Below are 23,034 nucleotides of genomic sequence, written 5' to 3'. Positions count from 1 at the left end.
TAGTTATATTAAAAATTGAAAAATAGGAGGATTTATGAACATTATACTAACACGGCCATCAGCTGCACCAGTACTTCATGCACTAAGATCAATAGGTTATAAAGCAAAAACTGCAATTGCAGATATAGTTGATAATGCAATTGATGCTCAGGCATCAAAAATCACATTACACTTTGAATATGATAAACTTAATGGCTATATTAAAATTGAAGATAATGGCAACGGTATGAGCGAAGAAGAAATACAGACTGCAATGAATATAGGAGCAAAAGATCCTAGAACTAAAAGATCACCAAATGAATTAGGTCGTTTTGGAATGGGATTAAAAACTGCCTCATTTTCATTAGGAAAACGCTTAAGCGTTATAACAAAGAAAGACGGAGTATACCATGAGAGATGCTGGGATCTCGATTACGTATCTGAATGCAACGAATGGAACCTGTTAACTTCTATACCTACTCCGGTTAAAGAAGTGGCGGGAGAAATTAATGGATCTAGTGGTACTGTTATAATAATTGATAAACTTGATCGTTATATGCGCAATAAAAAAATACAACGGAAAACTTTTTTTGCCAAAACTGCTCAAATTCAAAAACATCTTGAATTTGTTTTTCATGATCTTATAGACAATAACAAGATTATTATTTCTATAAACGGTGTTGAATTAACTCCTTGGGACCCTTTTATGACTGAACATCCCTCAATAATTGAAGGAGAAGAAACACTATGGAAATTAGATGGACATAAAATGAAAGTCAAGTATACAATTCTTCCCCATGCCTCCAAACTTAATCGCACTGAATTTAAAAAAGCAGGCGGAGAAAGAGGATGGAGAGATCATCAAGGTTTATACATATATAGGGAAAATCGCTTATTACACTATGGAGATTGGAGAAACCTTTTCCCAAAGGATAATCAATCTCAATTAGCCAGAGTACGAATTGACATCACTAATGAAGCGGATTCTGATTGGCACGTTGATGTTAAGAAGTCAATGGTTACAATACCCGAACAAGCCATAAAAATCTTACGTCCAATTGCCAAAGAAGCAAGAGATATCTCTAGAGAGATATATTACTTCAGGACACAGTCTTCAATAGCTGGAGGCAAAATTAAAGGCAGCTTAAATACCTGGGAACAGTCTGGTAAAGATTCAGAATCCCCTTTTGTTTTAAATAAAAGTCATCCAATTTATTTAGAGTTATTAAAGCAGTTGAATGAAGAACAAGCGCGAATGCTGAACTTTTTTTTGAAATTAATTGAAGTAGGTTCACCTGTAAATATTATAGCAGTACCACAATCAGAAAACGAAATTCAAAATTTTACAGACCAACAGTTAGAAATGGTTCAACGCTTTTCTGAAACAATGACACAACTTGGCCTTTTGAATACAAAAAAAGAAATTATTGAAGCACTAATGACTCAACCTGGTTTTGAGATGTTTAATAAAAGCACACTGAAATATATTCTAGAAAAGGAGAGCAAAGAATGAATATAAATTTCAACTTATTGGATTTTCATTTCCAGACAATTCACTCCAGTATGGAAGCTCACGGCCATAATCGAGATCAAGCTGCGGAAGAAGCTTTTGATTATGCCTTAAACATTCTCAATATAAAAGAAATCTCTCAAACTGAGAAAGAGAAAGCAAAAGCAAAAATCTTTTTCAAATACAAAATTGGGATGGAGTTGCCAAATAAAATTAGTGTGTTAGACGGAAAGAACAGAGATAACTGGTATTCACCATCAAAGAAAGCAACTTTTTACTTTTGGAATCGATATAGAAGATATTTGCTCGATAAAAAACAATGGGATTTTGAAACTGTTGATTCTATTGATAAATCAACTGATAAGATACTAGAATTCCTCGGTAATCCTGAGAACCCAAGTCCTTTTGACAAAAGAGGGCTGGTTTTAGGATATGTTCAATCAGGAAAAACTGCAAATTTTACAGGTCTCATAAATAAAGCATTTGATGTCGGTTATAAATTAATCATTGTCCTCGCAGGAATTCATAACGATCTGCGGACTCAGACCCAAATAAGATTAGAAGAAGAAGTTGTTGGTAATCGTACAGATAAGAGCGGGTGCCCAGTTGGCGTAGCTGAAATCAGCCCTAATAATGATGATCATATTATTGGAACATGGACTACCGAAAAGCATGATATATCTGCTCGCACAACCCCTCAAGTGTCCCATCTGAATAAGCCCACTTTAATGGTCGTTAAGAAAAACAAGTCAGTATTGGAAACACTTATTGAACAATTAATCAATCATAGAAGACTTTATCAATTAGATATACCGGTCATAATAATTGATGATGAAGCAGATCAAGCCTCAATTGATACGGCGGACAAGATAAAAGAAGAAGAACCAAAAACAATTAATAAATTAATTAGACAGCTATTAGATATTTTTCCGCGCAGAAATTATGTCGGTTACACTGCTACTCCTTTTGCAAACTTGTTAATCGATGTAACTTCTGAAACAGAGGCTGAAGGCAAGGATCTTTATCCTAAAGATTTTCTAATTGGTCTGCCAAAACCAGCAGGATATTGTGGGCCTGAAGAGTTTTTTAACACTGAAGAAAATTCCAACTATAGTAAACCTAGTTTAATTAAGTATTTAGATAGTGATGAAGAGAAACTCATTGGGTCAATAAAAAAAGTGGACGATATAGAAATATTTGATTCCGTTCCAAAACAAATGAAAAAAGCGATTTTATCCTTTTTAATCACTATTGCGGTAAGAAATCTAAGAGGCCAGAAAAAACAGCATAATTCAATGCTCATCCATATCTCCAGATTAAAGGGTGTTCAAACCTATATTAAAGATGTAATCGCTGAAGAATTCGCGGCTTATACAGATTCTATACTTTATGACCAAAACAGTCCTATAATAGATGAACTTAAATTTATTTATGAACATGAAATAACTAAAACAACGGAAGAATGGGATAACAGTATCAAGGCCTTTGAATGGAACACTGTATTGAAAGAAATAAAAAAAAGCATTATAACGGTACAATTATTTGCAATTAATGGCGACAGTAGCGATGCTTTAGATTATCACAGCTATAAAGAAGACGGACTAAATGTTATTGCAATTGGAGGAGACAAACTTTCAAGGGGCCTTACCCTTGAAGGATTAAGCATTACATACTATACACGCAATACTCTTATGTATGATACATTAATGCAAATGGGCCGTTGGTTTGGTTATCGAGAAGGTTATATAGACCTTTGCCGGATTTATACTTCAGAGACAATAGCAAACCATTTTGAACATTTGGCCATTGCTATGCAAAAGTTGCGTGAGGAACTTGATTATATGGCAGAAAAAAACAAAACACCAATGCAATATGCAGTACGCATGTTAAGTCATGAAACAATGAGATTAACAAGTGTATTAAAAATGAAAATGGCGACTATTTATAATGCTCGTTTTGATGCAAGTCTGCAGCAGACAAGAGTTTTTAATGCTTCTGAAGCTTTCTTTCGCAAGAACATGGAAGCTGTGTCAGATCTTGTTTCTAATCTTACTTTTTCTTCAATTAAGAGAAAAAAGTCTTTATATCACTTAGCCAAAAATGTAAATGTAAATACTATATTGAAATTCTTTCAAAATTACCAAACTAGTGATCATGCAACAATAGTTAAATCAAATTTACTATCAAATTATATAGCCCTAGCCAATAAAGAAAATAATGAACTGGAAAATTGGACAGTAGCAGTATTTGAAGGTCAAATGTCAGATCATATTGTACCTAACCATCCGGTTAAATTAGGAAGTTTATATCTATCAAATACCGTTATGCGTGGAGAGAAAGCACATGAATACAATAAATCCAGAGAACTAGTAGATATACGGGCAATCGTAGCGGATAACCAAGAATTTCTAGATTTGGATGAAAGAAAAACTGTTACCTCGAAATCAAAGAGGAAAATGCGTGAAGAAAGAGACAAAACTCAAGGCTTTCTTATGATTTATCCTTTAAATCCAAACGTAAAAATATTTAGTGATTTAAAAATAAACTTCAGCGAAGAACTCATACCGATAGGAGTTGCCCTTTCTTTTCCCGGGACTAATATTGAAAATGATAAAGTCTATCAAATAAACAGCACAGTACCGCAGGTTCAAGGAGAACAAAATGGTTTCAATAAAAAATGAATTCACAGAAATGTTTAATGAATCAATTCATCCTGTTCAGCCTTCTCCATTCAAACTAAGGCTTGTTTTGGTCGATCCCGTTGCTGTTTTTGCAGGCATCAATCCAAGTTCAGAACAAAGGATTTTATTTATTACTGCTGGTAAAAAAGCATGGGAAAAAGAACAAATTATATCATTACCTAAGTGGAAAGGCATGACTATTAGCTTTGATTTCCACTCTAAGATTGGACCTTTTGAAAACGAATATGTTGTAGCTATCAGCCAAGAAAAAGGGTATGACACAGATGTATTTGTATCTGTTTTGCAAAATGTTCTAGAAACAATCACTTTAAAGGCTGAAACAGAAGAATTATATCCTTTATTATATCGAACTTTAGATAAGTGGAAAGCTTTCTTTTCTAAAGGTGGGTTTAAAAAATTAACAGAGGAACAACAAAAAGGACTTTTCGGCGAACTTTACTATATAAAAAAATGGATTGAAAAAAATCCTGGAATTCCTCCAACTTTAATAAACTGCTGGGAAGGCCCCTTAACAGGTCGTTTGGATTTTAATATGTTACACCACTGTATTGAAATAAAAACAGTAACAGAAAAAATAGGTAAGGAAGTGAAGATTTCCAATGAGAAGCAACTAACCCTAACAGAGGCCGTACAATCTATATACTTGTATGTTTGCTTTATTGAGAATAGCCGGACCCATGGTACATCGCTTGATTCAATGGTTAATATTATTAGAGACTTAATTGAAAGCATGTCTCAAGAAATATTACTGGTATTTAATGAGCTGCTGATAAAGGCCGGTTATCGTGATGGGGAGTATGCTGAGAATCTCTTTGCAATTAACAGCGTTGAAGTCTATGATGCAAATGAGAAGTTTCCCCGTATTTTGCCGGAATCTCTTCACTCTGCTGTATCTCATGTTAGTTATTCTATAGATTTAAAAGCTTGTGAAGAGTTTTTATTACAAGAAAACTGTGCATACAATATAAAATGGAGCTGAATATTAATATGTTGGAACGACAGCTAGAAAGAAATTTTTTAGATAATCTATTAAATGTAGTACTAGAAAAAGCCGCAAAAGAAGGAAATTTTCAGAATGTTTTTCTAAATGAAATGCTTAAGTACATTGATTGCGAAAATGACCCTAATATTTTATATCCTCCCTATAAAAATACACATAAAAAAATTTTAGTAAATGCTTATTCCAACATTAAGGAGGAAAGCAGACTTCAGTTATATGTAGTAGATTATGATAATGAACAAAGTGAAGATGAGATGCTGACTATAACTATGTCTGAAATAAATTCTATAGCTGAAAAAGCAAAACGCTTCTACACAAATGCAAAATTGCTTTTTAACAATATAGATTCGTCTCAAGAATCCCATTCTCTCGCAAGAACAATTATAGAGAATGATATAAATATTATTGATATTATAGTTGTAACAAACAGGTTTTACAGATCAAATAAAATGGTCCAGTTAAACATACCGGGTATTAATGAGGTCCATGTTCATGTATGGGACGTTGAAAGAGCCTATCAACTATACTCCGCCGACAATGGGGATCAGCTAACTTTTATTGATTTTAAAAATCAGTTTGACGAAACTTTTGAAATGATGTATGTACCGGACAATACAGCTAATAATTTTGAATGTTATATTGGTTTTATCCCTGCAGAACTTTTAGCCAAAATCTATAATTTTTGGGGGCCAAAATTGGTTGAAAGAAACGTTCGTTCCTTCCTGCAGGCACGTGCACAGACAAATAGAGGAATTAGAGATACACTCAAAAACCCTGAGGAGCGCAAGATGTTTGTAGCCTACAACAATGGGATATCTTCCGTGGCCAGAAGCGGAGACATTGAAAAATCTGCTGAAGGCATCAACCTCTTTACTATTAAAGGGCTTGACGGATGGCAGATTGTAAACGGCGGACAGACTACGGCTTCTATTCACCGAGCTTATTTGGAAGGTATCGATCTAAGTGAAGTCTACATACAAACTAAATTAACAATATTAAAGGTAAGCAGTAAAAATGAAGACGAGCGAATTAAATTAGAAGATAAAATGGTTGCTAAAATATCGGAATTTGCCAACACTCAAAACAAAATTAATAAGTCGGATCTTCTAGCTAATACTCGATTTATGTCAGAGATTGAAATGTTCTCCAGATGCACGTGGATACCTGTACATGATGGACGTAAAGCGGGTGAAAAATGGTATTTTGAACGTACTAGAGGCCAATATATGGTTGATGTTAACAGATTCAAGAAAGATAAAGGATCTAATAACTTCAAAAAACAAAATCCTTCAGATAAAGTGCTTTCCAAAGTAGACCTAGCAAAGTATTTCATGTCTTGGGAGGGTTTTCCTCACATTTCAAGTAAAGGAGGGGAAGCAGCTTTTAAAGAATTCATGGAACACAATTCGCCTTATTGGAAAACTGAAAAAAATGAAGAAGATAGAAAAAGTTTAAGCCTTGATGATTATAAAAAATTAATAGCGCGAGTTATTATTAACATGCGAGTACATGAAATTGTATCTGAACAAAAACTTAAAGGGTACAGAGCTAACGTTGTTTATTATTCTGTAGCAATCCTGAAAGAAATATATGGTGATCAAATAAACCTAATTAAAGTTTGGGAGAACCAAAAATTATCAGATGTTTGGAACCCTATCATTGCAACTATCGCGAATGTTACTTTAAATTATTTAAGGGATTCTGCTGGAGAACGTAATGTTACACAATGGGCTAAACAAGAAGCCTGTTGGGATGAATTCAAAAAGGAACATAAGTCCACATTACAATATCTAAGATAGATAACAATTAAAAAAACTCTTTTACGTATGAGGAAGATATCAACGAAAAAGAGTTTTTTTATTCTAAATAACGTCTCTGATTAAACTACTCCACTCCCCAATCAGCCTCCCATCACTGCTCAGCACACTAAACGTCACGACTTCTTTCTCTCTCGCTGAATCCCATTCTTTCAGAAAGACGCTGCCATAATTTGTGCCGTTCAGGTTGATTCGGGCTTTGCTGCTGCCGGTTATTGTTCAGGTTCTGGTCATTTCCCCGGAAATGGTGCCGTTGGAGTTAAGCCGGATGGTTTTGATGGCGGCTGTGATGGCTTTTCCGTGCTGGATGAGTTTGCAGGTTCCGGCCGCGGCGGCTGCCGATATGTGTATCCGGTTCTCCTGCGCAGCGGTACGGCGCTGCAGCCAGATTTGCCGGCGTCGTGGTGTGGATGAGCATTGCCCTGTCTCAGCTCTTATTTCGAAAGCATGATGTAAAAAACAGCGGCCGCCTCACAGATCTGACCTTCCGCACGCCGTTATATCCTCTCTTTCCGATCGCTTTCGTGACATTCATTTGGATAAAACTATGCCATAAAAAAAGGCACATACTGATGGGTATGTGCCTTTCTTTCTTATTCCGTAATCAGCGTATGAATCAGCTTCGGTGCTTCCGCTTTTTCTGAGATGCGGATGTTGTTATAGACTTTGGCGGTTACGTCGTCAACGTTTTCGCGGTTGGCGTAAAGGGTGACGAGCGGCTCTCCTTTTTCGACTTTGTCACCGACTTTTTTACGGAGCATGATGCCGACGGCAAGGTCGATTTCGTCCTCTTTTGTCGCACGTCCCGCGCCTAACAGCATCGCTGCGACGCCGATTTCGTCAGCGATGATTTCTGAAACGACACCCGCTTCTTTTGCCGGGACGTCAATTTTGTACGCCGCCTGCGGAAGTTTGGACGGTTCGTCAACGACGGAAGCATCTCCTCCCTGATTGCTCAGGAACTCTTTGAATTTTTCAAGCGCTTTGCCGTTTTTCATGACTTCCTGCAGCTTCGTTCTCGCTTCTTCCAATGTCTCGGCTTTTTTCGCCAATACGACCATTTGGCTGCCGAGCGTGAGGACGAGTTCATTTAAGTCTTCAGGGCCTTCCCCTCTTAACGTATCAATGGCTTCTTGAACCTCCAGTGCATTCCCGATCGCAAAACCGAGCGGCTGTGACATGTCAGAAATCACGGCCATCGTCTGGCGGCCGACGTTGTTTCCGATGCGGACCATTGCTTTGGCGAGGTTTACGGCGTCTTCATCCGTTTTCATAAACGCGCCGGCGCCCGTTTTGACGTCAAGCACGATCGCATCTGCTCCGGCGGCGATTTTTTTACTCATAATGGAGCTTGCGATCAGCGGGATGGAGTTCACCGTACCCGTTACATCACGCAGCGCATACAGCTTTTTATCGGCAGGCGTCAAGTTGCCGCTTTGTCCGATGACGGCTACTTTGTCACGATTCACAAGCTTGATGAATTCATCTTTTGACAATTCCACGTGGAAGCCTTCGATCGCTTCCAGTTTATCAATGGTTCCCCCCGTATGGCCGAGGCCGCGTCCGGACATTTTAGCAACGGGAACGCCGAGCGCCGCGACGAGCGGTGCGAGTACGAGAGTCGTCGTATCGCCGACCCCGCCCGTAGAGTGCTTGTCGACCTTGATGCCTTCGATGGCGGAGAGATCAATCGTTTCCCCTGAATTGACCATTGCCATTGTCAGATCGGCGCGCTCCCGATCTGTCATATCCTGAAAGTAAATCGCCATGGCAAGGGCGCTCGCCTGGTAATCAGGGATGCTTCCGTCCGTATATCCTTTTACGAAAAATTGAATTTCTTCTGTTGTCAGTTCTTTTCCGTTTTGTTTTTTTACAATAAGATCTACCATTCTCATGATCTATCACCTGTCCTTCAATTATGTTCAGTGAATCAATCCCACGATCGCCGCTGTCAGGAAGCTGACGAGCGTTGCGCCGTACAGCAGCTTCAGCCCGAACCGCGCGACGACGTTTCCTTGCTTTTCATGCAGTCCTTTCACCGCACCCGTAATGATACCGATAGAGGAGAAATTCGCAAATGAGACAAGGAATACCGATACCACTGCCTGAGTATGCGCGCTAAAATGGAAATCGCCGGATGAGAGCGTCTGCATCGCCACAAATTCATTCGATACCATTTTCGTCGCCATAATGCTTCCCGCGCTCACCGCTTCATTCCACGGGATACCGGTTAAAAACGCAAACGGCGCGAAGACATAGCCGAGCAGCGCCTGGAATGTAATGCCGAAGACCGCGTTAAAAACGCCGTTGACCAGGGCAATGAGTGCGACAAATCCGATCAGCATCGCCGCTACGACAACGGCGACTCTGAATCCATCCATTATATACTCACCGAGCACTTCAAAAAAGGATTGCTTTTCTTCTTCAGGAACGACAATCAAATCCTCTTCTTTGCTGACGGTGTACGGGTTGATGATAGAAGCGATGATAAATCCGCCGAATAAGTTCAGCACAAGCGCCGTCACGACGTATTCCGGCTTCAGCATCATCATGTAAGAACCGACGATCGACATTGAGACCGTCGACATAGCAGATGCGCAAAGCGTGTATAAGCGCTGTTCAGTAAGATAGCCGAGCTGTTTTTTCAAGCTGATAAACACTTCTGATTGCCCTAAAATTGCGGAGGCGACAGCGTTGTAAGATTCGATTTTCCCCATTCCGTTCACCTTGCTTAACGCAAGACCGATATACTTCGTGATGAAGGGGAGGACCTTCCAATGCTGCAGAATTCCGATTAAAGCGGATATAAAGACGATCGGCAGAAGCACGCTCATGAAGAACGTCGTCTGTTTCGCATTCACAAGTCCGCCGAATACAAAGTTAATCCCTTCTGATGCATATTCCAGCAAATAGTTAAACCCTTTTGCAAAACCGCCGACAAGAAAATTCCCGATACCGGTATTGAGGAGAATATAACCGAGAACCAGCTGCAGTACGAGCATGACGGCGATCGGCCGTATTCTGATTCTTTTTTTGCCATTGCTGGCGAGCCAGGCAAGACCTAAAAACACAATGATACCAATAATTCCGATGAGATACTTCATATGTGTTCTCCTTTTATTTGTATTCGCTTACAATTTTTTATGCATCAACAAAGAAAGAGGATGGCGGAAGCTTTCAGCTTCCGCACTGCTGATTAATAGTCGCTGCTGCCGCTGTCTCCGCCGCTCACGATAGAGACGCCCGCACTTGCGCCGATCCGGCTCGCGCCCGCAGCGATCATGCTGTCAACATCAGCTTTTGTTCTGATGCCGCCTGATGCTTTGACCCCGATGTCCGGTCCGACTGTTTTTCTCATGAGAGCAATGTCTTCAGCCGTTGCCCCGCCTGTCGAAAAACCGGTAGACGTTTTGACGAAGTTGGCGCCTGCGGATACCGCCAAGCGGCACGCGCGCTCTTTTTCTTCATCAGTCAAAAGGCATGTTTCGATGATCACTTTGACGAGCGCTTTTTTATCAGCTGCTTCAACTACCGCGCGGATATCAGCCTCAACAGCCTCATCATCACCGTCTTTTAATGCGCCGATATTGATGACCATGTCAACCTCAGTGGCTCCTTTTGCGATGGCATCCTTCGTTTCAAATGCTTTTGTTTCCGATGTCGTTGCGCCGAGAGGGAATCCGATAACGGTGCAAACGTCAACTCCCGTGCCCTTCAGCTCCTCCGCTGCGAGTTTGACCCAAGTCGGGTTCACACAAACGGATGCGAATTTATACTCTTTTGCTTCTTTTATCAGTTGTAAAATATCTGCTTTTTGTGTATGCGGTTTCAAAGCAGTATGGTCTATTTGACTTGCAATTGACATTGTATGCACTTCCTTTTTCCTAGGATACGTTTAGAATAACCGAATTTTGAACATATGTAAATTGGTTATTGAAATTATGTTCATGAATTGTCACAATTCTTGAATGAGTTTTTTGGCCGTGTGCTGATCGGTAATCAAAACGTTGGCGTACTTTCCTTTCAGGGCCCCGTGAATGGCCTTGCATTTTCTGCTGCCGCCCGCCACCAGAATCGAACGTTCTTTCATTTTCAAGTCGCTGAGCTCGACTCCGATCGTCCGGCCGTTAATGCTGCTGCTGCAGATCCTGCCTTCCTCGTCAAAAAAACGCGAACAAATATCGCCGACCCCGCGTGCTTTCAGCAATTGTTTCTCTTCTTCCCGGAAATAGCCGAGTCTGAAAAGCAGCGCCTCATCCCGGACGGTTCCGACTGTAAACAGCGCGATATTGGCTTGTCTGCCCATTTCAATGATCCGCTTAATATGTCTGTCCCGCTCGACCATCTGTTTCACATCGGCGCTGTCAAATATAACCGGCAGCGGCAAATACCTCGGCATGGTCTGAAATGCTTCGGCGAACAGCTGAATCGTTTCAGACGAATACGTATTGACATTGGAATGACTGATGCCGCCTTTGAGCTGTACGACTTCAACGCTCTTTACCTGCTTCGGCTCCATGCGGCTTGCGATCTGATACATCGTCGTCCCCCAGCTTACGCCGAGTATATCGCCGTCCTTTACGGTTTTATGCATATAGTCTGCGCCATAACGGCTTAAGTAATGTGTAATGGCCTGGTAATCGTCACTTGGAGAAAAGACGACGTGCGCCTCAAGCAGCCCGTATTTTTCTTCCAGCTTCGCGCCGAGCTCGTCCAGATCCTCAAACGGGTCCATGACGCGAATTTGGACATATCCTTTTTCCTTTGCGTACTGAAGCAGCCTCGAAACGGTGGGGCGTGACAGATTAAGCCGTTCGGCGATCTGCTGCTGGCTGTAATCTGATTGATAATATAGTTTTGCCGCTTCTATGCTGAGCTGCTGTTTTTCACGATCCATATCGCGCCTCCCCTCTCCGCTTATCATATCACCAAAACACGCGGTAAAAAAGCACCCTCTGATGGGGTGCCTATTTTTTCAGCACAAGCTCCTGGATCGCATGCGCTACGCCGTGTTCGTTGTTTGATTTTGTTTCAAAATTTGCAATTTCCCTTACTTCCGGGATGGCATTGGCCATAGCGACACCGCAGCCGGCCCACTGAATCATAGACATGTCATTGCCGTTATCGCCGATTGCCATGACGTCTTTTTGTTCAATTCCGAGTTTTTCAGCCAGCAGCTTGACCGCGTTTCCTTTACTGACTTTCGGGTGAAGAATCTCATGAAAGAACGGCGCGCTTTTGACCATTGTGTATGTTTCCGTGAATGATTCCGGAATGGAAGCGATCGTTTTCTCCAGCTTGTCGGGATCGTCGATGAACATGACTTTCGGAATCAGAATATCCTTCGGCACCTCATCAATCGTGCGGAAATGAAGCGGCACTTTCGTGATATATGATTCGTAAACCGTGTATTCACTGATATCCCGGTTCGGCGTGTACAGATTAGCTGTGTCAAAGTAATGCATCGGAGTGTCCAGCTGTAAGCTCAGCTCGTAAAGGGACTTCAAATCCTCATAACCTAATGACTGCTCGGCCACGACACCGTTTGTATACGTATTTTGGACGAGGGCGCCGTTATAAGCAATCACAAAGTCGCCTTCCTCCTGTAAGTTCAGCTCTTCCAAATACCGCCGCACGCCGCCGATCGGCCGTCCCGTGCACAGAACGATATTGACCCCTTCCGCTTTAGCGGCATCAAGCGCCCCGCGGACTTCAGCCGTCACTTCATGATGATCGTTTAATAGTGTTCCGTCCATATCTATTGCGATTAACTTGTACATCCTGCATCTCCTTTGTATCCTTTTCGTCTTATGCTTTCATCATATCGTTTTTTCGTTTCAAAGAAAAATTAAACGGACGGATTTCTCCGCCTTCTCTGCTTATACCGGATCTGTCTCCGGATACGGGGCCGTCTTGTCCTCTTATCGGTTTGTTCTGCGCCGTTATCTGTTTTCTGCTTCAAGAGAATCAGTCCGGCCGCAAAGAAAGGGACGGCCGCTATGTCCAGAAGGGCAAGCTTTATTCCCATCGCTGCGGGAAAGTATGCCCATAATGAACGGCTGTTCCGCCTGATCATGATGTAAGAAACGATTTCCAGCAGAATAAACAGGGCGTTCACCCATAGGTAAATGAGCAGCGCCGCAAACAGAAACAGCAGGAGTGTATTCCGCAGCGTGCCGGAAAACAGAAGAGCGCGCATCATATCAAAGAATGAAAAAGACTGCATGCTGCCGTTGACGACATTGGGATTATAAATGGTAAAACGCCCGAACTGATCTACAAGCATAAAAAATAACCATACCAGTGAAAACCATTGAATGATATGTACGATGACACCCGTCAAAACGAGTCTGTCGGCAGCCTTATTTCTCATGTGCATCCTCCCCGCCTGTTTTTATTCTTGTCATTGTTTTTGTTTCTCCGTATATCTTCCAAATGAGCGTATCGTTTTTTCCTCTTTTCAACGTGCTTTTGACGGGATGCGGACGCCCGAGGTATTCAATCTCGATCGTTCCGTCCGTGTTTTGTGAGATCACCTTGTAAGCATCCGAGGGCATAGGAACCTCGCCGCGGCCTTTAATGACCTGCTTTGTCAGCACGCTGTCTTTCGTAAACGTGACGGTTTCAGATCTGACTCCGTCCATCGGACCTGGTTTCAGCCCCGCATCCCATGTCCCGTAATAAAAAGGGGTCTCGTCCGCTTTCTTTTGCGAGCAGCCTGTTATCATGACGCATCCGAAAACAAGAACCATCATGATGAAAATCCGTATGTCCCGCAACATGATCACCTTCCTTTGCAGCTTTTTTTACGCCTGTAAGTTAGGCGGATGCCGTGGCACTGTGCGATTGACTACATAGTGTATAAAGACTTCACTAGATAAGGAGAATGATGAATGAACCCATATCAGTACTACACCCCGCCTGCCTATTTCCCTCAGCAGCAGGAATACGAAGTGAACCGCGTTGAGTATGAGCCGTATCAGCAGGAAAGCTATTATGCGCCCTACCAGTCCGAAGAGCGGCAGCCGACAGGTTTAGAACGGAGAGTTGCCCAGCTTGAAAGACAAAATGCCGAGCAAACGAGAGAGCTTACCCGCCTCTCACAAGAAGACCAGCGCCAAAACCGGGAAATCACGCGGATGAATGAGCAGATCAGACGGCTGAGCCAGTCCATTGAAATCCATACCCGCCGCTTAAACCGTTTGAATCAGCGCCTGCGTGCAGTCGAAAACAGACTCAATATCCCTTTTCACGCTACAGAAGGCGGCTTCTGAGAAAAAGGGCCGGAATACAAAGCTCGACAGGCCATTCCCGAGCCTTGTATTCCGCTCTGTACATAACAGGTAAATATTTGAATGCCATTCTTGCATGAATGCCTCACATTTTCTTTCACATGATAAATATGTAAAATCAATCACTCCAGGAGGTTTTCATGATGTACCAAAACCAATACAGCGGAAATCAGCTGCAGCAATGCCGCCAAACCGCACAGCAGCTTATTCAGCAGACACAGCAAAGCAGCCAGCAGTACAAGCAAATGCTCCAGCAGGAACAGCAAAACATTCAGATGCTTCAGCAGATGCTGAATCATGAGCAGCATGCCGTTCATACCATTCAGCAAGCGCTGCAGGGTCATGAAATGGCTATCCAAAAATGTCAGCAAATCGTGAATGTGTGCAACCAGCTGCAGCAGGAAGTAAGCGGACACATGACTTCACCGATGACAAACGCTAACGTTTCATCATTCCCGCAAACCCAGCATCACACACCGTTCCAGCAGCATTCATACCAGCAATAGCCCGATCACGCAAATGACAAAGCACAAGGATACCGGCTTTGTCATTTGTTTTTATCTCTGTTTTGTCAGGTCAATGCGCTGAGCGGGTTTTCCGCCGAATTTTTCCTCCGCCTCGTGCCTAACCGCTTCATACGCTCTCGCTTCGACGTTTTGTTTAAACACATCAAGCTGTATCAAATAAGCTGCCCGCACCTTCAGCCCGTGGATGATGGCGATGACCCATAGAGGCAGCACGATATACACGCCGGGTGTGCCCGGCAGCACAAAAGCAATTGCTAAAATAATAAAATAGATAAGTCCGTATTTCAGCCATTTTTTGTTCTTGGCCCGGTAGCCGATATAGAAAAAGGCCAAGAAAGCGGTGAGCGCAAACGGCGCAAAAGTCAGCAGCAGCCACCAGCTGTGCATCACTTCCCACCAAGTTCCTCTCTTCGTAATCAACATTCATTCCTCCTCCTTTACTACTATAACATGGATAATCAAGAAAGGATTTCTATAAAAACATAGACGAAGTACGGTCTTCCTGCTATATTAATAATGATAATCATTATCACTAAAATAGGGGGATCATGATGAAGAAAAGATCATGGCTGATCGGCCTGGCACTTCTGCTTGTTTTCGCCTTAAGCGCTTGCAGCGGCGCGAAGGAAAACAGCGGCTCCGCATCAGGCAAAGGAAAAACAGACATGCGTACATATCAATCAACAAAAGGAAAAATTGACATACCCGCACATCCGAAGCGGATCGTCACTGACTTTTATGCGGGTGAGCTGCTGTCCGTTGACGCAAATGTCGTCGGAGCGGGCTCATGGGCTTTCAAAAATCCATTTATCCAAAAACAGCTGAAAAACACCACGGACATCGGCAATCCCGTCAATGTGGAGAAAGTGATGCAGCTGAAGCCTGATTTAATCGTGCTGATGAAGGATGACCAATACGAAAAACTTTCGAAAATCGCGCCGACGATTGTCATTCCTTTTAACACCGCAAAAAATACGAAAGATACGGTCAGCCTGTTCGGCGATATTGCCGGGGCGAAGGATAAAGCCAAAAGCTTTATGGCAGACTTCAACAAAAAAGCCGAAGCCGATCAAAAGCGCCTCAAACGTGTGATCGGCAAAGACGAGACAGTCGGCCTTTATGAAACGACGGATAAAGGCGAGATCTGGATTTTCAATGACAATTCCGGCCGCGGCGGCCAAGCCGTTTATAACGCACTCGGATTAAAAGCGCCGGCCAATATTGAAAAAGACATCATGAAAACGGGCGCCATGAAACAGGTTTCCCAAGAGGTCATCCCTCAATATGCGGCTGATTATATGTTCATCACTGATTACAATCCGAATGGAGAAAGCAAAACATTTGAGCGTCTGAAAGATTCATCCGTTTGGAAAAATCTCGACGCCGTAAAGAACAATCGTGTCTTTATCAACGACTTCAACACCTTCTATCCGTATGACCCGATTGCCGTCAGCAAACAGATGGATATCATCACCGACATGCTGATCAAACGGGCTGAAGAAAATAAAAAATAAGAAAACGGCACAGTCTGACGCTGTGCCGTTTTGTATGATTACTTTAATTTCGACTGTACGGAGTCCGGCATATCTTTAAACCTGACTTCTTCCCAGGTCTCGACATACTTTCCTTTCGCCTTCACCTTCAAATAGGCATTCTTCCGGAGGTCTTTCCCGGCGAAAAAGGTCACTTCTTCTTTTTTTCCGGATGCGTTGTATCCGTCTAATGTATATTCAGTACCGCCCGGGCTAAGATGTTTGCCATCTCGGTCAATCTGTACATAAACATCTTGCTGGTGAATAAACGGATTAAATCTGTCTGTAACATCGTTATGAAAAAAGAGAAGCCCGCATATGACGGCAGCGGCCGCCAAGACGGCCAGGATTGCCAATGCTTTTTTCATCTTTATACTCCCCTTACTTGTTCAGTTTTTTCAAATAGCTTGACCGCACCGCGAGGAAGAACAGAAGCTGAAAAATGAAAAATCCTCCGATGGTCAGACTGAGCGGCCCCGCTACATCGGAATAGCCTTCCACAGCCAATGTTCTCAAGGCAAACAGCGTATGCATGACGGCAATGACAAATGGAAAGAAGAAGAGAATCGCCAATTGTATCGTCACGCTTTGTGACATTTCACGCTCACTCAGACCGATTTTGGCCAGTGAACGATAGCGCTCCCGATCGTCATCTAAATCGGTGAACAGCCTGAAATATAAGAAACTCGCTGCCGCGACAAAGAAGACGATCGCGATAAACAGGCCGATGAATAAACTCAAGCTCGGCAGCTGCACCGTATCATAGTAGGTGCCCGCTTTTGCCATAAAATCAGAATGCACGTCGATATAGTTGCCGTAAATCTCATTTTTCAAGGATTGGCTGATCCCAAGACTGTCTTTCCAATGATCGTAGCTGTAGCCGTATAATGACGCTTTATCACCAAGTGATTTCAGCCGATCAAAGGTTTGATCGTTCACCGCGATGATGGCATTCAATGAAATCAGCGGTTTTTCGACTTCTTTTACCGACAGTTTTTGGCCGGACGGCTTGCCTTTTTGGTCCAGCAGCTTCAGCTGATCCGGCGCTTCGTTTTTGAAATTGCGGTCATACGTGCCCGGGAAATAGACGGCCTCACCATGTTTCAGGCCGTTCAGCTTAACATGGAAGTACTTCGCCGCCTCCGATTCGCTGATCATGTAAACAGGCGGAACAGTATCCCCTTCCTGATAGCGGACATAGGAAACATCTATTTTGTCTTTCTTATACGTAAAGCCGTGTGTTTTCAATTCATGGTCAATATCTTTCAAATGAGTCTTTTCCTTTGGATTGCTGCTGAAAGATACATACTCCATCTCATAAGCGGACTCTTCCGCCCCGACGGTCGCTTTGTACATCGCGAGCACGCCCGTCGCCGTAAAGGCTACCGCGGAAATAATGCTGACGATAAAGAATAGGCGGGCGTTGTCTTTTAAACGATAGACAAGATCAGAAATCCAAATGACATTTTTCCCGCGCAGATAAAAGGTTTTCCACTTCTTCAGCGCGCGCAGAATCCAGATGCTGCTTTGGCTGAAAAAGAAATACGTGCCGATGACGGTAAGCAGTAAAATGATAAACGGTTCAGTCCCGTGGACATTGCCTTTCAGAACCATGCCGTACCCGCCGCACAGGCAGGCGATGCCGAATAAGGACAGAAGCACGGACGGCTTCGGCTCCGGCTTGATCTTGTCAGTGCCCTTTATTAATTTGATCACCGTATTTGATCTGACAAAAAGGATCGTGAACTGCGATAAAAGGAAAAATAAGAGCAGAAATCCGCCGGCCGTCATGCCGAGCGCTTTCCAAGGCATATACAGAGGCAGCGCGTCCATTTCTAAAATATAAGCGCCGACCGTAAAGAACGTTTTCGAAAAAATGAAGCCTCCGATAATCCCGGCTGCGATCGACATGACGCCGATGATCATGTTTTCCGCCGTAATGAGCTTTCTCAGCTGCACCGGCGTAATACCCTGCATCAGCAGAATACCGAATTCTTTATTTCTCGATTTCAAAAAGGCATTAACCGAATACAGAACAAATAAGAAAGAAAAAACAAAGATCATCCATTCCGCTGCGGTTAACCCTTTTCTGGCGATGTTATTCAGGTAGCCTTCCTTTAATGCCGGATGAAACAGGAACATCGCAAAGGTAAAGAAAATCAACACGGAAAAGGCGCTGCTCAAGAAGAATGCAAGATAGGCCCTTTTGTTTCTCGTGACGTTTTTATAAGCGAACTGAAGAAAGGTCATTTGCGTTTCCCCCCAGCATAGACAGCACATCAAGAATTTGTTCATAAAAGACTTGGCGGTTTTCCCCGCGGTAAATCTCATTAAACAGTTCGCCGTCTTTTATAAAGATGACGCGGCGGCAGTAGCTTGCCGCAACCGGATCATGGGTCACCATCAAAGCCGTGACATGATCATCCTGGTTCAGGCTCTGCATCGTTTCCATGACGTCTTTTGACGCTTTGGAATCAAGGTTTCCCGTCGGTTCATCGGCGAGAATGAGTGACGGCTTATGAATGACCGCTCTTGCGATGGCGGCCCGCTGGCGCTGTCCGCCGGATACTTCAAACGTCCGTTTGTTGAGCAGATTTTCAATTCCGAGCTTTTTCGCGATGCCATGCAGTTTTTCTTCCATGACAGACGGCGCTTCTTTTTCAAGCGTTAACGGCAGCATGATATTTTCACCGATCGTCAGCGTGTCCAGAAGGTTGAAATCCTGGAACACAAATCCGAGCTGCTTGCGGCGGAAATGAGCGAGCTTTGTCCGCTTCAGCCGGTGCGGATTTTCTCCGTGAATCAGGATATCGCCTGAATCCGGACGGTCAATCGTTGAAATGATATTCAAAAGCGTTGTCTTTCCGGAGCCGGACGGTCCCATCACCGCCGTGAACCCGCCTTCTTCTATTGAAAATGAAATTTGTTTTAAGGCTTGATAGGATACTTGTCCTTTATAGGTTTTATTTATCTGTTTGACTTCAAGCATATTCGCCATGAGAATCCTCCTTATGGTTTTATTCTTGTTGATCAGGGCTGCTTTCATGTAGTGCCGGGGCGTTCAGCATAAAAAATCCCCTTGACATGAATCCATGTTATCAAGGGGAAACAAAACGAGCTATGTTGTTTTCTTAACGCAGTCTTACATTTTTGTAAGAAATGAAAATCGAACCGATGTCCCTTCACCGGGGGACGAACTGATGTCCGCCGTATGATTGAGCTTGCCCGTAATTTCTTTGACGAGATGGAGGCCGATTCCCGTAGACTCTTGGAAACGCCGCCCGTTTTCGCCGGTGAAATAAGGGTCAAACACCCGCTTGATGTCCTGCGAGGGAATACCGACACCGTAATCTTTGACTTCAAGCACCGTCCTGTCTTCATCGCGGAAGACATTCAGCTCCAGTCTGTCACTCTTGCCTGCCGAATACTTGACCGCATTTGTGACCACTTGGCCGATCGCAAATTTGAGCCATTTGGCATCGGTGTAAATCTGATGATCATCGCGAATGTCTATTTTCGGATAGACGCGGTATTGAATAAAAAACCGTTTATAGCTTTGAATGACCGATTGGAGCAGCTCTGATAAGGAAACCGCTTCGACTTTAAAATCCCGCTCAAACAGGTCGAGCCGTGATGAATAAAGGAGCGTCTCCAGCCCGAATTCAATCTGCCGGACCTCTTTTTTGATTTGTTCAAAGACGGGCTCATCCTCTTCCTGAATGATTAAATTAATGACCGACAGCGGCGTCTTTACTTGGTGCACCCATTGATTCATATACGTCACCCGCGCGTCGAGCTTGGCTTCGGTCTCATGGAGCTTCTGGTGCTGCAGCCGGATCAGCTCCATCTGCTTTTCATACAGCTCTGAACAAAACACTGAAGAACCGAGATACGGGATGTCCGTCTCTTCCTGGTCCGAGCTGAGCCAATGATACACGCCGCGGTCTTTGTACCAGCGATAGGCCAGGTACCCTGCCAAAATAAGAAGCTGCACGCCCAATATGTAAAACAGGTGGGAAAAAGAATGAAGACCCGCAAACCAGTAATAAAAGAAGACAAACAGCCCTTGAAGGAGAAAAAGCAGAATCAGCACGGCATGAGACCGGAGAAACAGCTTCATGACAGCGCCCTCAGCTGGTAGCCTTCGCCCCGCACCGATTCAATGGAGACAGGCGCATTCAGCTCCCGCAGTTTTTTTCTGAGCCGCGTGATATACACATTAAGTGTATTGTCATCGACGAAAATGTCGGTGTCCCACGTTTTTTCCATGAGCCGGTCTCTCCCCGTCACCTTTTCTCCCCGCTCCAGCAGCACCTCCAAAAGCTTGCTTTCTTTTTTAGAAAGCTCGCTTTTTTCGTCCTGAAAGCGCAGTTCAAACCGTTCGACAAAGAGCTGCACACCGGCATATTCAACCACTTTCTCTCCCTGCTTGGCGGCGTACTCTCCGTATGCTCTGCGGATCTGGCTTTTGATTTTCGCGAGCACAATATCGTAGGAAAACGGTTTTTCGATATAATCGTCTCCGCCGTTTTCAATCGCCATCACCTGATCCATTTCCCCGCTTCTGGCTGAGATGAAAATGATCGGGCTTGTGGAATGCTGGCGGATCTGCCGGCACCAATAATAGCCGTCATAGGACGGCAGGTTGATATCAAGCAGCACCACATCAGGCTTTTCCCGCAAAAAAACATCAAGAACAGCTGTAAAATCATCGGCGGCCACGGTTTGATAGCCGTATTTTTCAAGGTAATTCCGCAATAGTCCGCGAATGTCTTCACTGTCTTCTACTATCATGATTTTATTCAAACTGAACCACTCCCGTTTTTACGCTGTTGCCATCATCATAATCGTTTCGGGCGTACGGACGCAACACCGCACAAAAAAACCGCCATTCCGGCGGTTGGTGGTTTCATTCAGCCGACCTGCTGCTTAGCGGCTTTTCCGGCTGATCCGAACGCTCTCATTTTGCTTCGCACCGTCTCTTCTACAGCTTCAATGCCGGGTATCATGTAGCCGCGCGGCTCATACAGATCGCTGGTTTTCTGAAACATGCGGCGTGTTTCGTCTGTCCAGGCGACCATACATTCCGTGTTGATATTGATCTTCGCGTGGCCGAGCGTGATGGCTTTTTGGATCTGATCCTGCGGAATTCCGGATGCCCCGTGAAGAACGAGAGGAATATCAGTCATGCGGGAGATCGCTTCCATCTCCTTAAATCCGAGATTCGGCTCACCCTGATATTTGCCGTGTACGGAGCCGAGGGCGGCGGCCAGCGCGTCGATGCTGGTTTCTTTGACGATTCGCTCACATTCCGTGATATCGGCATAGCGGACACCGCCGACCAGACCGTCTTCCATGCCGCCGACCGTGCCGACTTCAGCTTCTACTGACACGCCGTGCTTTGCTGCATAATCGGTGACTTCTTTTGTCATCGCAATGTTCTCGTCAATCGGCTGATGGGAGCCGTCAATCATCACTGAGCTGAATCCGGCGTCAATGGCCTGTCTGCAGCGTTCCGCACTGCTTCCGTGATCAAGATGAAGCACGACGGGAACGGTAATCGCCATTTCCTCCATTAACGCGCTGACCATGGCGGCAATCGTTTTAAAGCCGCCTAAATAATCGACCAGACGATCGGAAGCCGCGGCGATGACCGGCGATTGCTCCTTTTGCGCCGCTTGCAGAATCGCCTTCGTCCATTGCAGACCGTTTATATTAAACTGGCCGACTGCATACTGCTCCCGTTTCGCTTCTGCAAGAAGATGTTTCATGGTGACAAAAGCCATGTTCACGCCTCCTTCATGAAGTATTTTGATACGGCGGCTTCCGTTGTTTCCTTTGCCGTTTTGATCGTTTCCTCCGCGGTCAGCTTATAATATTCAGGCCTGAACAGTTCTACGGAGACAACATCATTGAATCCGATATCCCTTAACACTGACAGGTGGGCGTCTAAGTCAATCGCTCCCTTCCCCGGCCAGACACGGTCTTCATCCGTTAAAAAGCCGATCGGGAAATCTTCTGTATCGTCGATATGATAGATGAAAATTTTCTTTCCGTCCGCCTGCCTCAGGCTTTCAATATTGGAGCCCATCGCGTGGAAATGAAAGCTGTCAAACACAAGCCCGACATTATCGCGGCCGACAGCGTTCACGATGTCATACGCCTGTTCAAATGTATTGACCGTGCATTGCGGGTGGCCGACAAATTCAAGGGCAATGTTTACGCCGTACGGCTCCGCGATGTCCGAAAGCTCAGTCAGCACCTCTGCGCTGCTCTTTTTGATCTCTTCTTTCAAGATTTTCCGCTCTGTCACAAGCGGCACGGCCACCACATATTTCACGCCGAGCGTTTCGCACGTTTCCATCATGCTTTTGAATTCCGAAATGATCTCCCTATAGTCCTGCTCATCACGGTTGTTGAAGAAAACTAGTGCGTTCAGGGCAAGCGGTTTAATGTGATGGGTTTGAAAATATTCCGCCAGATCAGCCAGTGAATGATCTTTTAAGTATTCCGGCAGTTTATCCATTGTGCGGATTTCAATATAATCATAGCCGTGCTTTTCGCACAGCTCTAAATCCTGTTTCAAGTTTGAATTCTCCAGCGTTGTCGCTTCATTAAAGCAAAGTTTCATGTCAGCCTCTCCCATCTGCGTTTTAGCTGAGGAGCCTTTCCGCC

General features: G+C 44.0%; 22 protein-coding genes and 2 pseudogenes. 8 read left to right on the top strand and 16 right to left on the bottom strand.

The window, feature by feature from the left end:
- The first annotated feature begins 34 nt into the window (after window positions 1-34).
- From ICW23_RS07450 to ICW23_RS07435, 4 genes are read left to right on the top strand one after another with little or no spacing between them, the layout of a single operon-like run.
- Window positions 35-1,492: an ATP-binding protein gene (locus ICW23_RS07450; protein WP_064779161.1), complete on the top strand. Its 1,458-nt coding sequence runs from the start codon at window positions 35-37 to the stop codon at window positions 1,490-1,492.
- On the top strand, window positions 1,489-4,170 hold the full coding sequence (locus tag ICW23_RS07445) for a Z1 domain-containing protein (RefSeq protein ID WP_188154259.1): 2,682 nt from the start codon (window positions 1,489-1,491) through the stop codon (window positions 4,168-4,170). Before ICW23_RS07450 ends, ICW23_RS07445 begins: the two co-directional genes overlap by 4 nt.
- Window positions 4,151-5,170 carry a PD-(D/E)XK motif protein gene (locus ICW23_RS07440; protein ID WP_045925561.1) on the top strand — a complete coding sequence of 340 codons (1,020 nt, stop codon included), beginning with the start codon at window positions 4,151-4,153 and terminating at the stop codon, window positions 5,168-5,170. Before ICW23_RS07445 ends, ICW23_RS07440 begins: the two co-directional genes overlap by 20 nt.
- Before the next feature lie 8 nt (window positions 5,171-5,178).
- Window positions 5,179-6,990, top strand: a complete 1,812-nt coding sequence (locus tag ICW23_RS07435) for an AIPR family protein (protein WP_188154258.1) — start codon at window positions 5,179-5,181, stop codon at window positions 6,988-6,990.
- A gap of 85 nt (window positions 6,991-7,075) precedes the next feature.
- Here ICW23_RS07435 and ICW23_RS19215 read toward each other — a convergent pair.
- Window positions 7,076-7,390: pseudogene (locus tag ICW23_RS19215) on the bottom strand (lipocalin-like domain-containing protein); the annotation flags it as partial.
- On the opposite strand from ICW23_RS19215, the pseudogene ICW23_RS18935 reads away from it, so the two are divergent.
- Window positions 7,386-7,529: pseudogene (locus ICW23_RS18935) on the top strand (amino acid permease); the annotation flags it as partial. The pseudogenes ICW23_RS19215 and ICW23_RS18935 sit on opposite strands and share 5 nt — an antisense overlap.
- A gap of 72 nt (window positions 7,530-7,601) precedes the next feature.
- On the opposite strand, the gene ICW23_RS07420 reads toward ICW23_RS18935, so the two are convergent.
- From ICW23_RS07420 to ICW23_RS07390, 7 genes are all read right to left on the bottom strand, one after another.
- Window positions 7,602-8,903 (bottom strand): pyrimidine-nucleoside phosphorylase, encoded by a 1,302-nt coding sequence (locus ICW23_RS07420; RefSeq protein WP_045925563.1) that lies wholly within the window; start codon window positions 8,901-8,903, stop codon window positions 7,602-7,604.
- A gap of 27 nt (window positions 8,904-8,930) precedes the next feature.
- Window positions 8,931-10,112: a NupC/NupG family nucleoside CNT transporter gene (locus tag ICW23_RS07415; RefSeq protein WP_045925564.1), complete on the bottom strand. Its 1,182-nt coding sequence runs from the start codon at window positions 10,110-10,112 to the stop codon at window positions 8,931-8,933.
- Window positions 10,113-10,204: 92 nt separating this feature from the next.
- Window positions 10,205-10,873 carry a deoxyribose-phosphate aldolase gene (gene deoC / locus ICW23_RS07410; protein ID WP_188154257.1) on the bottom strand — a complete coding sequence of 223 codons (669 nt, stop codon included), beginning with the start codon at window positions 10,871-10,873 and terminating at the stop codon, window positions 10,205-10,207.
- A gap of 90 nt (window positions 10,874-10,963) precedes the next feature.
- Window positions 10,964-11,905: a DNA-binding transcriptional repressor DeoR gene (locus tag ICW23_RS07405; RefSeq protein WP_004393275.1), complete on the bottom strand. Its 942-nt coding sequence runs from the start codon at window positions 11,903-11,905 to the stop codon at window positions 10,964-10,966.
- A gap of 70 nt (window positions 11,906-11,975) precedes the next feature.
- Window positions 11,976-12,788 carry a sugar-phosphatase gene (gene yidA, locus ICW23_RS07400; RefSeq protein WP_016937439.1) on the bottom strand — a complete coding sequence of 271 codons (813 nt, stop codon included), beginning with the start codon at window positions 12,786-12,788 and terminating at the stop codon, window positions 11,976-11,978.
- 68 nt (window positions 12,789-12,856) lie between these two features.
- A complete protein-coding gene (locus ICW23_RS07395; protein ID WP_188154256.1) occupies window positions 12,857-13,381 on the bottom strand; it encodes a hypothetical protein in 525 nt (174 codons plus the stop codon).
- Window positions 13,371-13,790, bottom strand: a complete 420-nt coding sequence (locus ICW23_RS07390) for a lipocalin family protein (RefSeq protein ID WP_045925567.1) — start codon at window positions 13,788-13,790, stop codon at window positions 13,371-13,373. The genes ICW23_RS07395 and ICW23_RS07390 overlap by 11 nt, the downstream gene beginning before the upstream one ends.
- A gap of 111 nt (window positions 13,791-13,901) precedes the next feature.
- On the opposite strand from ICW23_RS07390, the gene ICW23_RS07385 reads away from it, so the two are divergent.
- Both ICW23_RS07385 and ICW23_RS07380 read left to right on the top strand, forming a co-directional pair.
- A complete protein-coding gene (locus tag ICW23_RS07385; protein ID WP_016937436.1) occupies window positions 13,902-14,282 on the top strand; it encodes a hypothetical protein in 381 nt (126 codons plus the stop codon).
- A gap of 161 nt (window positions 14,283-14,443) precedes the next feature.
- Window positions 14,444-14,806, top strand: a complete 363-nt coding sequence (locus ICW23_RS07380) for a hypothetical protein (RefSeq protein ID WP_045925569.1) — start codon at window positions 14,444-14,446, stop codon at window positions 14,804-14,806.
- Window positions 14,807-14,857: 51 nt separating this feature from the next.
- Here the strand turns inward: ICW23_RS07380 and ICW23_RS07375 are convergent, their stop codons facing one another.
- Window positions 14,858-15,250, bottom strand: a complete 393-nt coding sequence (locus ICW23_RS07375) for a hypothetical protein (protein ID WP_188154255.1) — start codon at window positions 15,248-15,250, stop codon at window positions 14,858-14,860.
- Between the two features lie 128 nt (window positions 15,251-15,378).
- On the opposite strand from ICW23_RS07375, the gene ICW23_RS07370 reads away from it, so the two are divergent.
- Window positions 15,379-16,341 carry an iron-hydroxamate ABC transporter substrate-binding protein gene (locus tag ICW23_RS07370; RefSeq protein ID WP_064779168.1) on the top strand — a complete coding sequence of 321 codons (963 nt, stop codon included), beginning with the start codon at window positions 15,379-15,381 and terminating at the stop codon, window positions 16,339-16,341.
- Between the two features lie 38 nt (window positions 16,342-16,379).
- Here ICW23_RS07370 and ICW23_RS07365 read toward each other — a convergent pair whose 3' ends face one another.
- The 7 genes from ICW23_RS07365 to iolI form a co-directional block, all read right to left on the bottom strand.
- Window positions 16,380-16,727: a YxeA family protein gene (locus ICW23_RS07365; RefSeq protein WP_016937432.1), complete on the bottom strand. Its 348-nt coding sequence runs from the start codon at window positions 16,725-16,727 to the stop codon at window positions 16,380-16,382.
- Window positions 16,728-16,740: 13 nt separating this feature from the next.
- Window positions 16,741-18,609, bottom strand: coding sequence for an ABC transporter permease YxdM (gene yxdM, locus ICW23_RS07360; RefSeq protein ID WP_188154254.1), 1,869 nt, complete (start codon window positions 18,607-18,609; stop codon window positions 16,741-16,743).
- Window positions 18,584-19,357: an ABC transporter ATP-binding protein YxdL gene (yxdL, locus tag ICW23_RS07355; RefSeq protein WP_047477474.1), complete on the bottom strand. Its 774-nt coding sequence runs from the start codon at window positions 19,355-19,357 to the stop codon at window positions 18,584-18,586. Before yxdL ends, yxdM begins: the two co-directional genes overlap by 26 nt.
- 144 nt (window positions 19,358-19,501) lie before the next feature.
- Complete coding sequence (gene yxdK / locus ICW23_RS07350; protein ID WP_045925574.1) at window positions 19,502-20,479, bottom strand: two-component system sensor histidine kinase YxdK; 978 nt, start codon at window positions 20,477-20,479, stop codon at window positions 19,502-19,504.
- Window positions 20,476-21,165, bottom strand: a complete 690-nt coding sequence (yxdJ, locus tag ICW23_RS07345; RefSeq protein ID WP_047477471.1) for a two-component system response regulator YxdJ — start codon at window positions 21,163-21,165, stop codon at window positions 20,476-20,478. The genes yxdK and yxdJ overlap by 4 nt, the downstream gene beginning before the upstream one ends.
- Window positions 21,166-21,272: 107 nt before the next feature.
- Window positions 21,273-22,145: a 6-phospho-5-dehydro-2-deoxy-D-gluconate aldolase gene (gene iolJ, locus ICW23_RS07340; RefSeq protein WP_049627678.1), complete on the bottom strand. Its 873-nt coding sequence runs from the start codon at window positions 22,143-22,145 to the stop codon at window positions 21,273-21,275.
- A gap of 2 nt (window positions 22,146-22,147) precedes the next feature.
- Window positions 22,148-22,990 (bottom strand): 2-keto-myo-inositol isomerase, encoded by an 843-nt coding sequence (iolI, locus tag ICW23_RS07335; RefSeq protein ID WP_188154253.1) that lies wholly within the window; start codon window positions 22,988-22,990, stop codon window positions 22,148-22,150.
- Between the last annotated feature and the right edge of the window lie 44 nt (window positions 22,991-23,034).

Origin of the sequence: Bacillus sp. 1021 (assembly GCF_014534735.1) — a bacterium.
Lineage (GTDB): Bacteria > Bacillota > Bacilli > Bacillales > Bacillaceae > Bacillus > Bacillus siamensis.
Note: the sequence above shows the minus strand (reverse complement) of the source record. Positions and strands in the feature narration are given on the sequence as shown.

Bases quoted from the DNA above. Each gene is read 5' to 3' on its own strand.
- ICW23_RS07450 (WP_064779161.1), top strand. From the start codon at position 35: ATGAACATTATACTAACACGGCCATCAGCTGCACCAGTACTTCATGCA.
- ICW23_RS07445 (WP_188154259.1), top strand. From the start codon at position 1,489: ATGAATATAAATTTCAACTTATTGGATTTTCATTTCCAGACAATTCAC.
- ICW23_RS07440 (WP_045925561.1), top strand. From the start codon at position 4,151: ATGGTTTCAATAAAAAATGAATTCACAGAAATGTTTAATGAATCAATT.
- ICW23_RS07435 (WP_188154258.1), top strand. From the start codon at position 5,179: ATGTTGGAACGACAGCTAGAAAGAAATTTTTTAGATAATCTATTAAAT.
- ICW23_RS07420 (WP_045925563.1), bottom strand. From the start codon at position 8,903: ATGAGAATGGTAGATCTTATTGTAAAAAAACAAAACGGAAAAGAACTG.
- ICW23_RS07415 (WP_045925564.1), bottom strand. From the start codon at position 10,112: ATGAAGTATCTCATCGGAATTATTGGTATCATTGTGTTTTTAGGTCTT.
- deoC (WP_188154257.1), bottom strand. From the start codon at position 10,873: ATGTCAATTGCAAGTCAAATAGACCATACTGCTTTGAAACCGCATACA.
- ICW23_RS07405 (WP_004393275.1), bottom strand. From the start codon at position 11,905: ATGGATCGTGAAAAACAGCAGCTCAGCATAGAAGCGGCAAAACTATAT.
- yidA (WP_016937439.1), bottom strand. From the start codon at position 12,788: ATGTACAAGTTAATCGCAATAGATATGGACGGAACACTATTAAACGAT.
- ICW23_RS07395 (WP_188154256.1), bottom strand. From the start codon at position 13,381: ATGAGAAATAAGGCTGCCGACAGACTCGTTTTGACGGGTGTCATCGTA.
- ICW23_RS07390 (WP_045925567.1), bottom strand. From the start codon at position 13,790: ATGTTGCGGGACATACGGATTTTCATCATGATGGTTCTTGTTTTCGGA.
- ICW23_RS07385 (WP_016937436.1), top strand. From the start codon at position 13,902: ATGAACCCATATCAGTACTACACCCCGCCTGCCTATTTCCCTCAGCAG.
- ICW23_RS07380 (WP_045925569.1), top strand. From the start codon at position 14,444: ATGTACCAAAACCAATACAGCGGAAATCAGCTGCAGCAATGCCGCCAA.
- ICW23_RS07375 (WP_188154255.1), bottom strand. From the start codon at position 15,250: ATGTTGATTACGAAGAGAGGAACTTGGTGGGAAGTGATGCACAGCTGG.
- ICW23_RS07370 (WP_064779168.1), top strand. From the start codon at position 15,379: ATGAAGAAAAGATCATGGCTGATCGGCCTGGCACTTCTGCTTGTTTTC.
- ICW23_RS07365 (WP_016937432.1), bottom strand. From the start codon at position 16,727: ATGAAAAAAGCATTGGCAATCCTGGCCGTCTTGGCGGCCGCTGCCGTC.
- yxdM (WP_188154254.1), bottom strand. From the start codon at position 18,609: ATGACCTTTCTTCAGTTCGCTTATAAAAACGTCACGAGAAACAAAAGG.
- yxdL (WP_047477474.1), bottom strand. From the start codon at position 19,357: ATGGCGAATATGCTTGAAGTCAAACAGATAAATAAAACCTATAAAGGA.
- yxdK (WP_045925574.1), bottom strand. From the start codon at position 20,479: ATGAAGCTGTTTCTCCGGTCTCATGCCGTGCTGATTCTGCTTTTTCTC.
- iolJ (WP_049627678.1), bottom strand. From the start codon at position 22,145: ATGGCTTTTGTCACCATGAAACATCTTCTTGCAGAAGCGAAACGGGAG.
- iolI (WP_188154253.1), bottom strand. From the start codon at position 22,990: ATGAAACTTTGCTTTAATGAAGCGACAACGCTGGAGAATTCAAACTTG.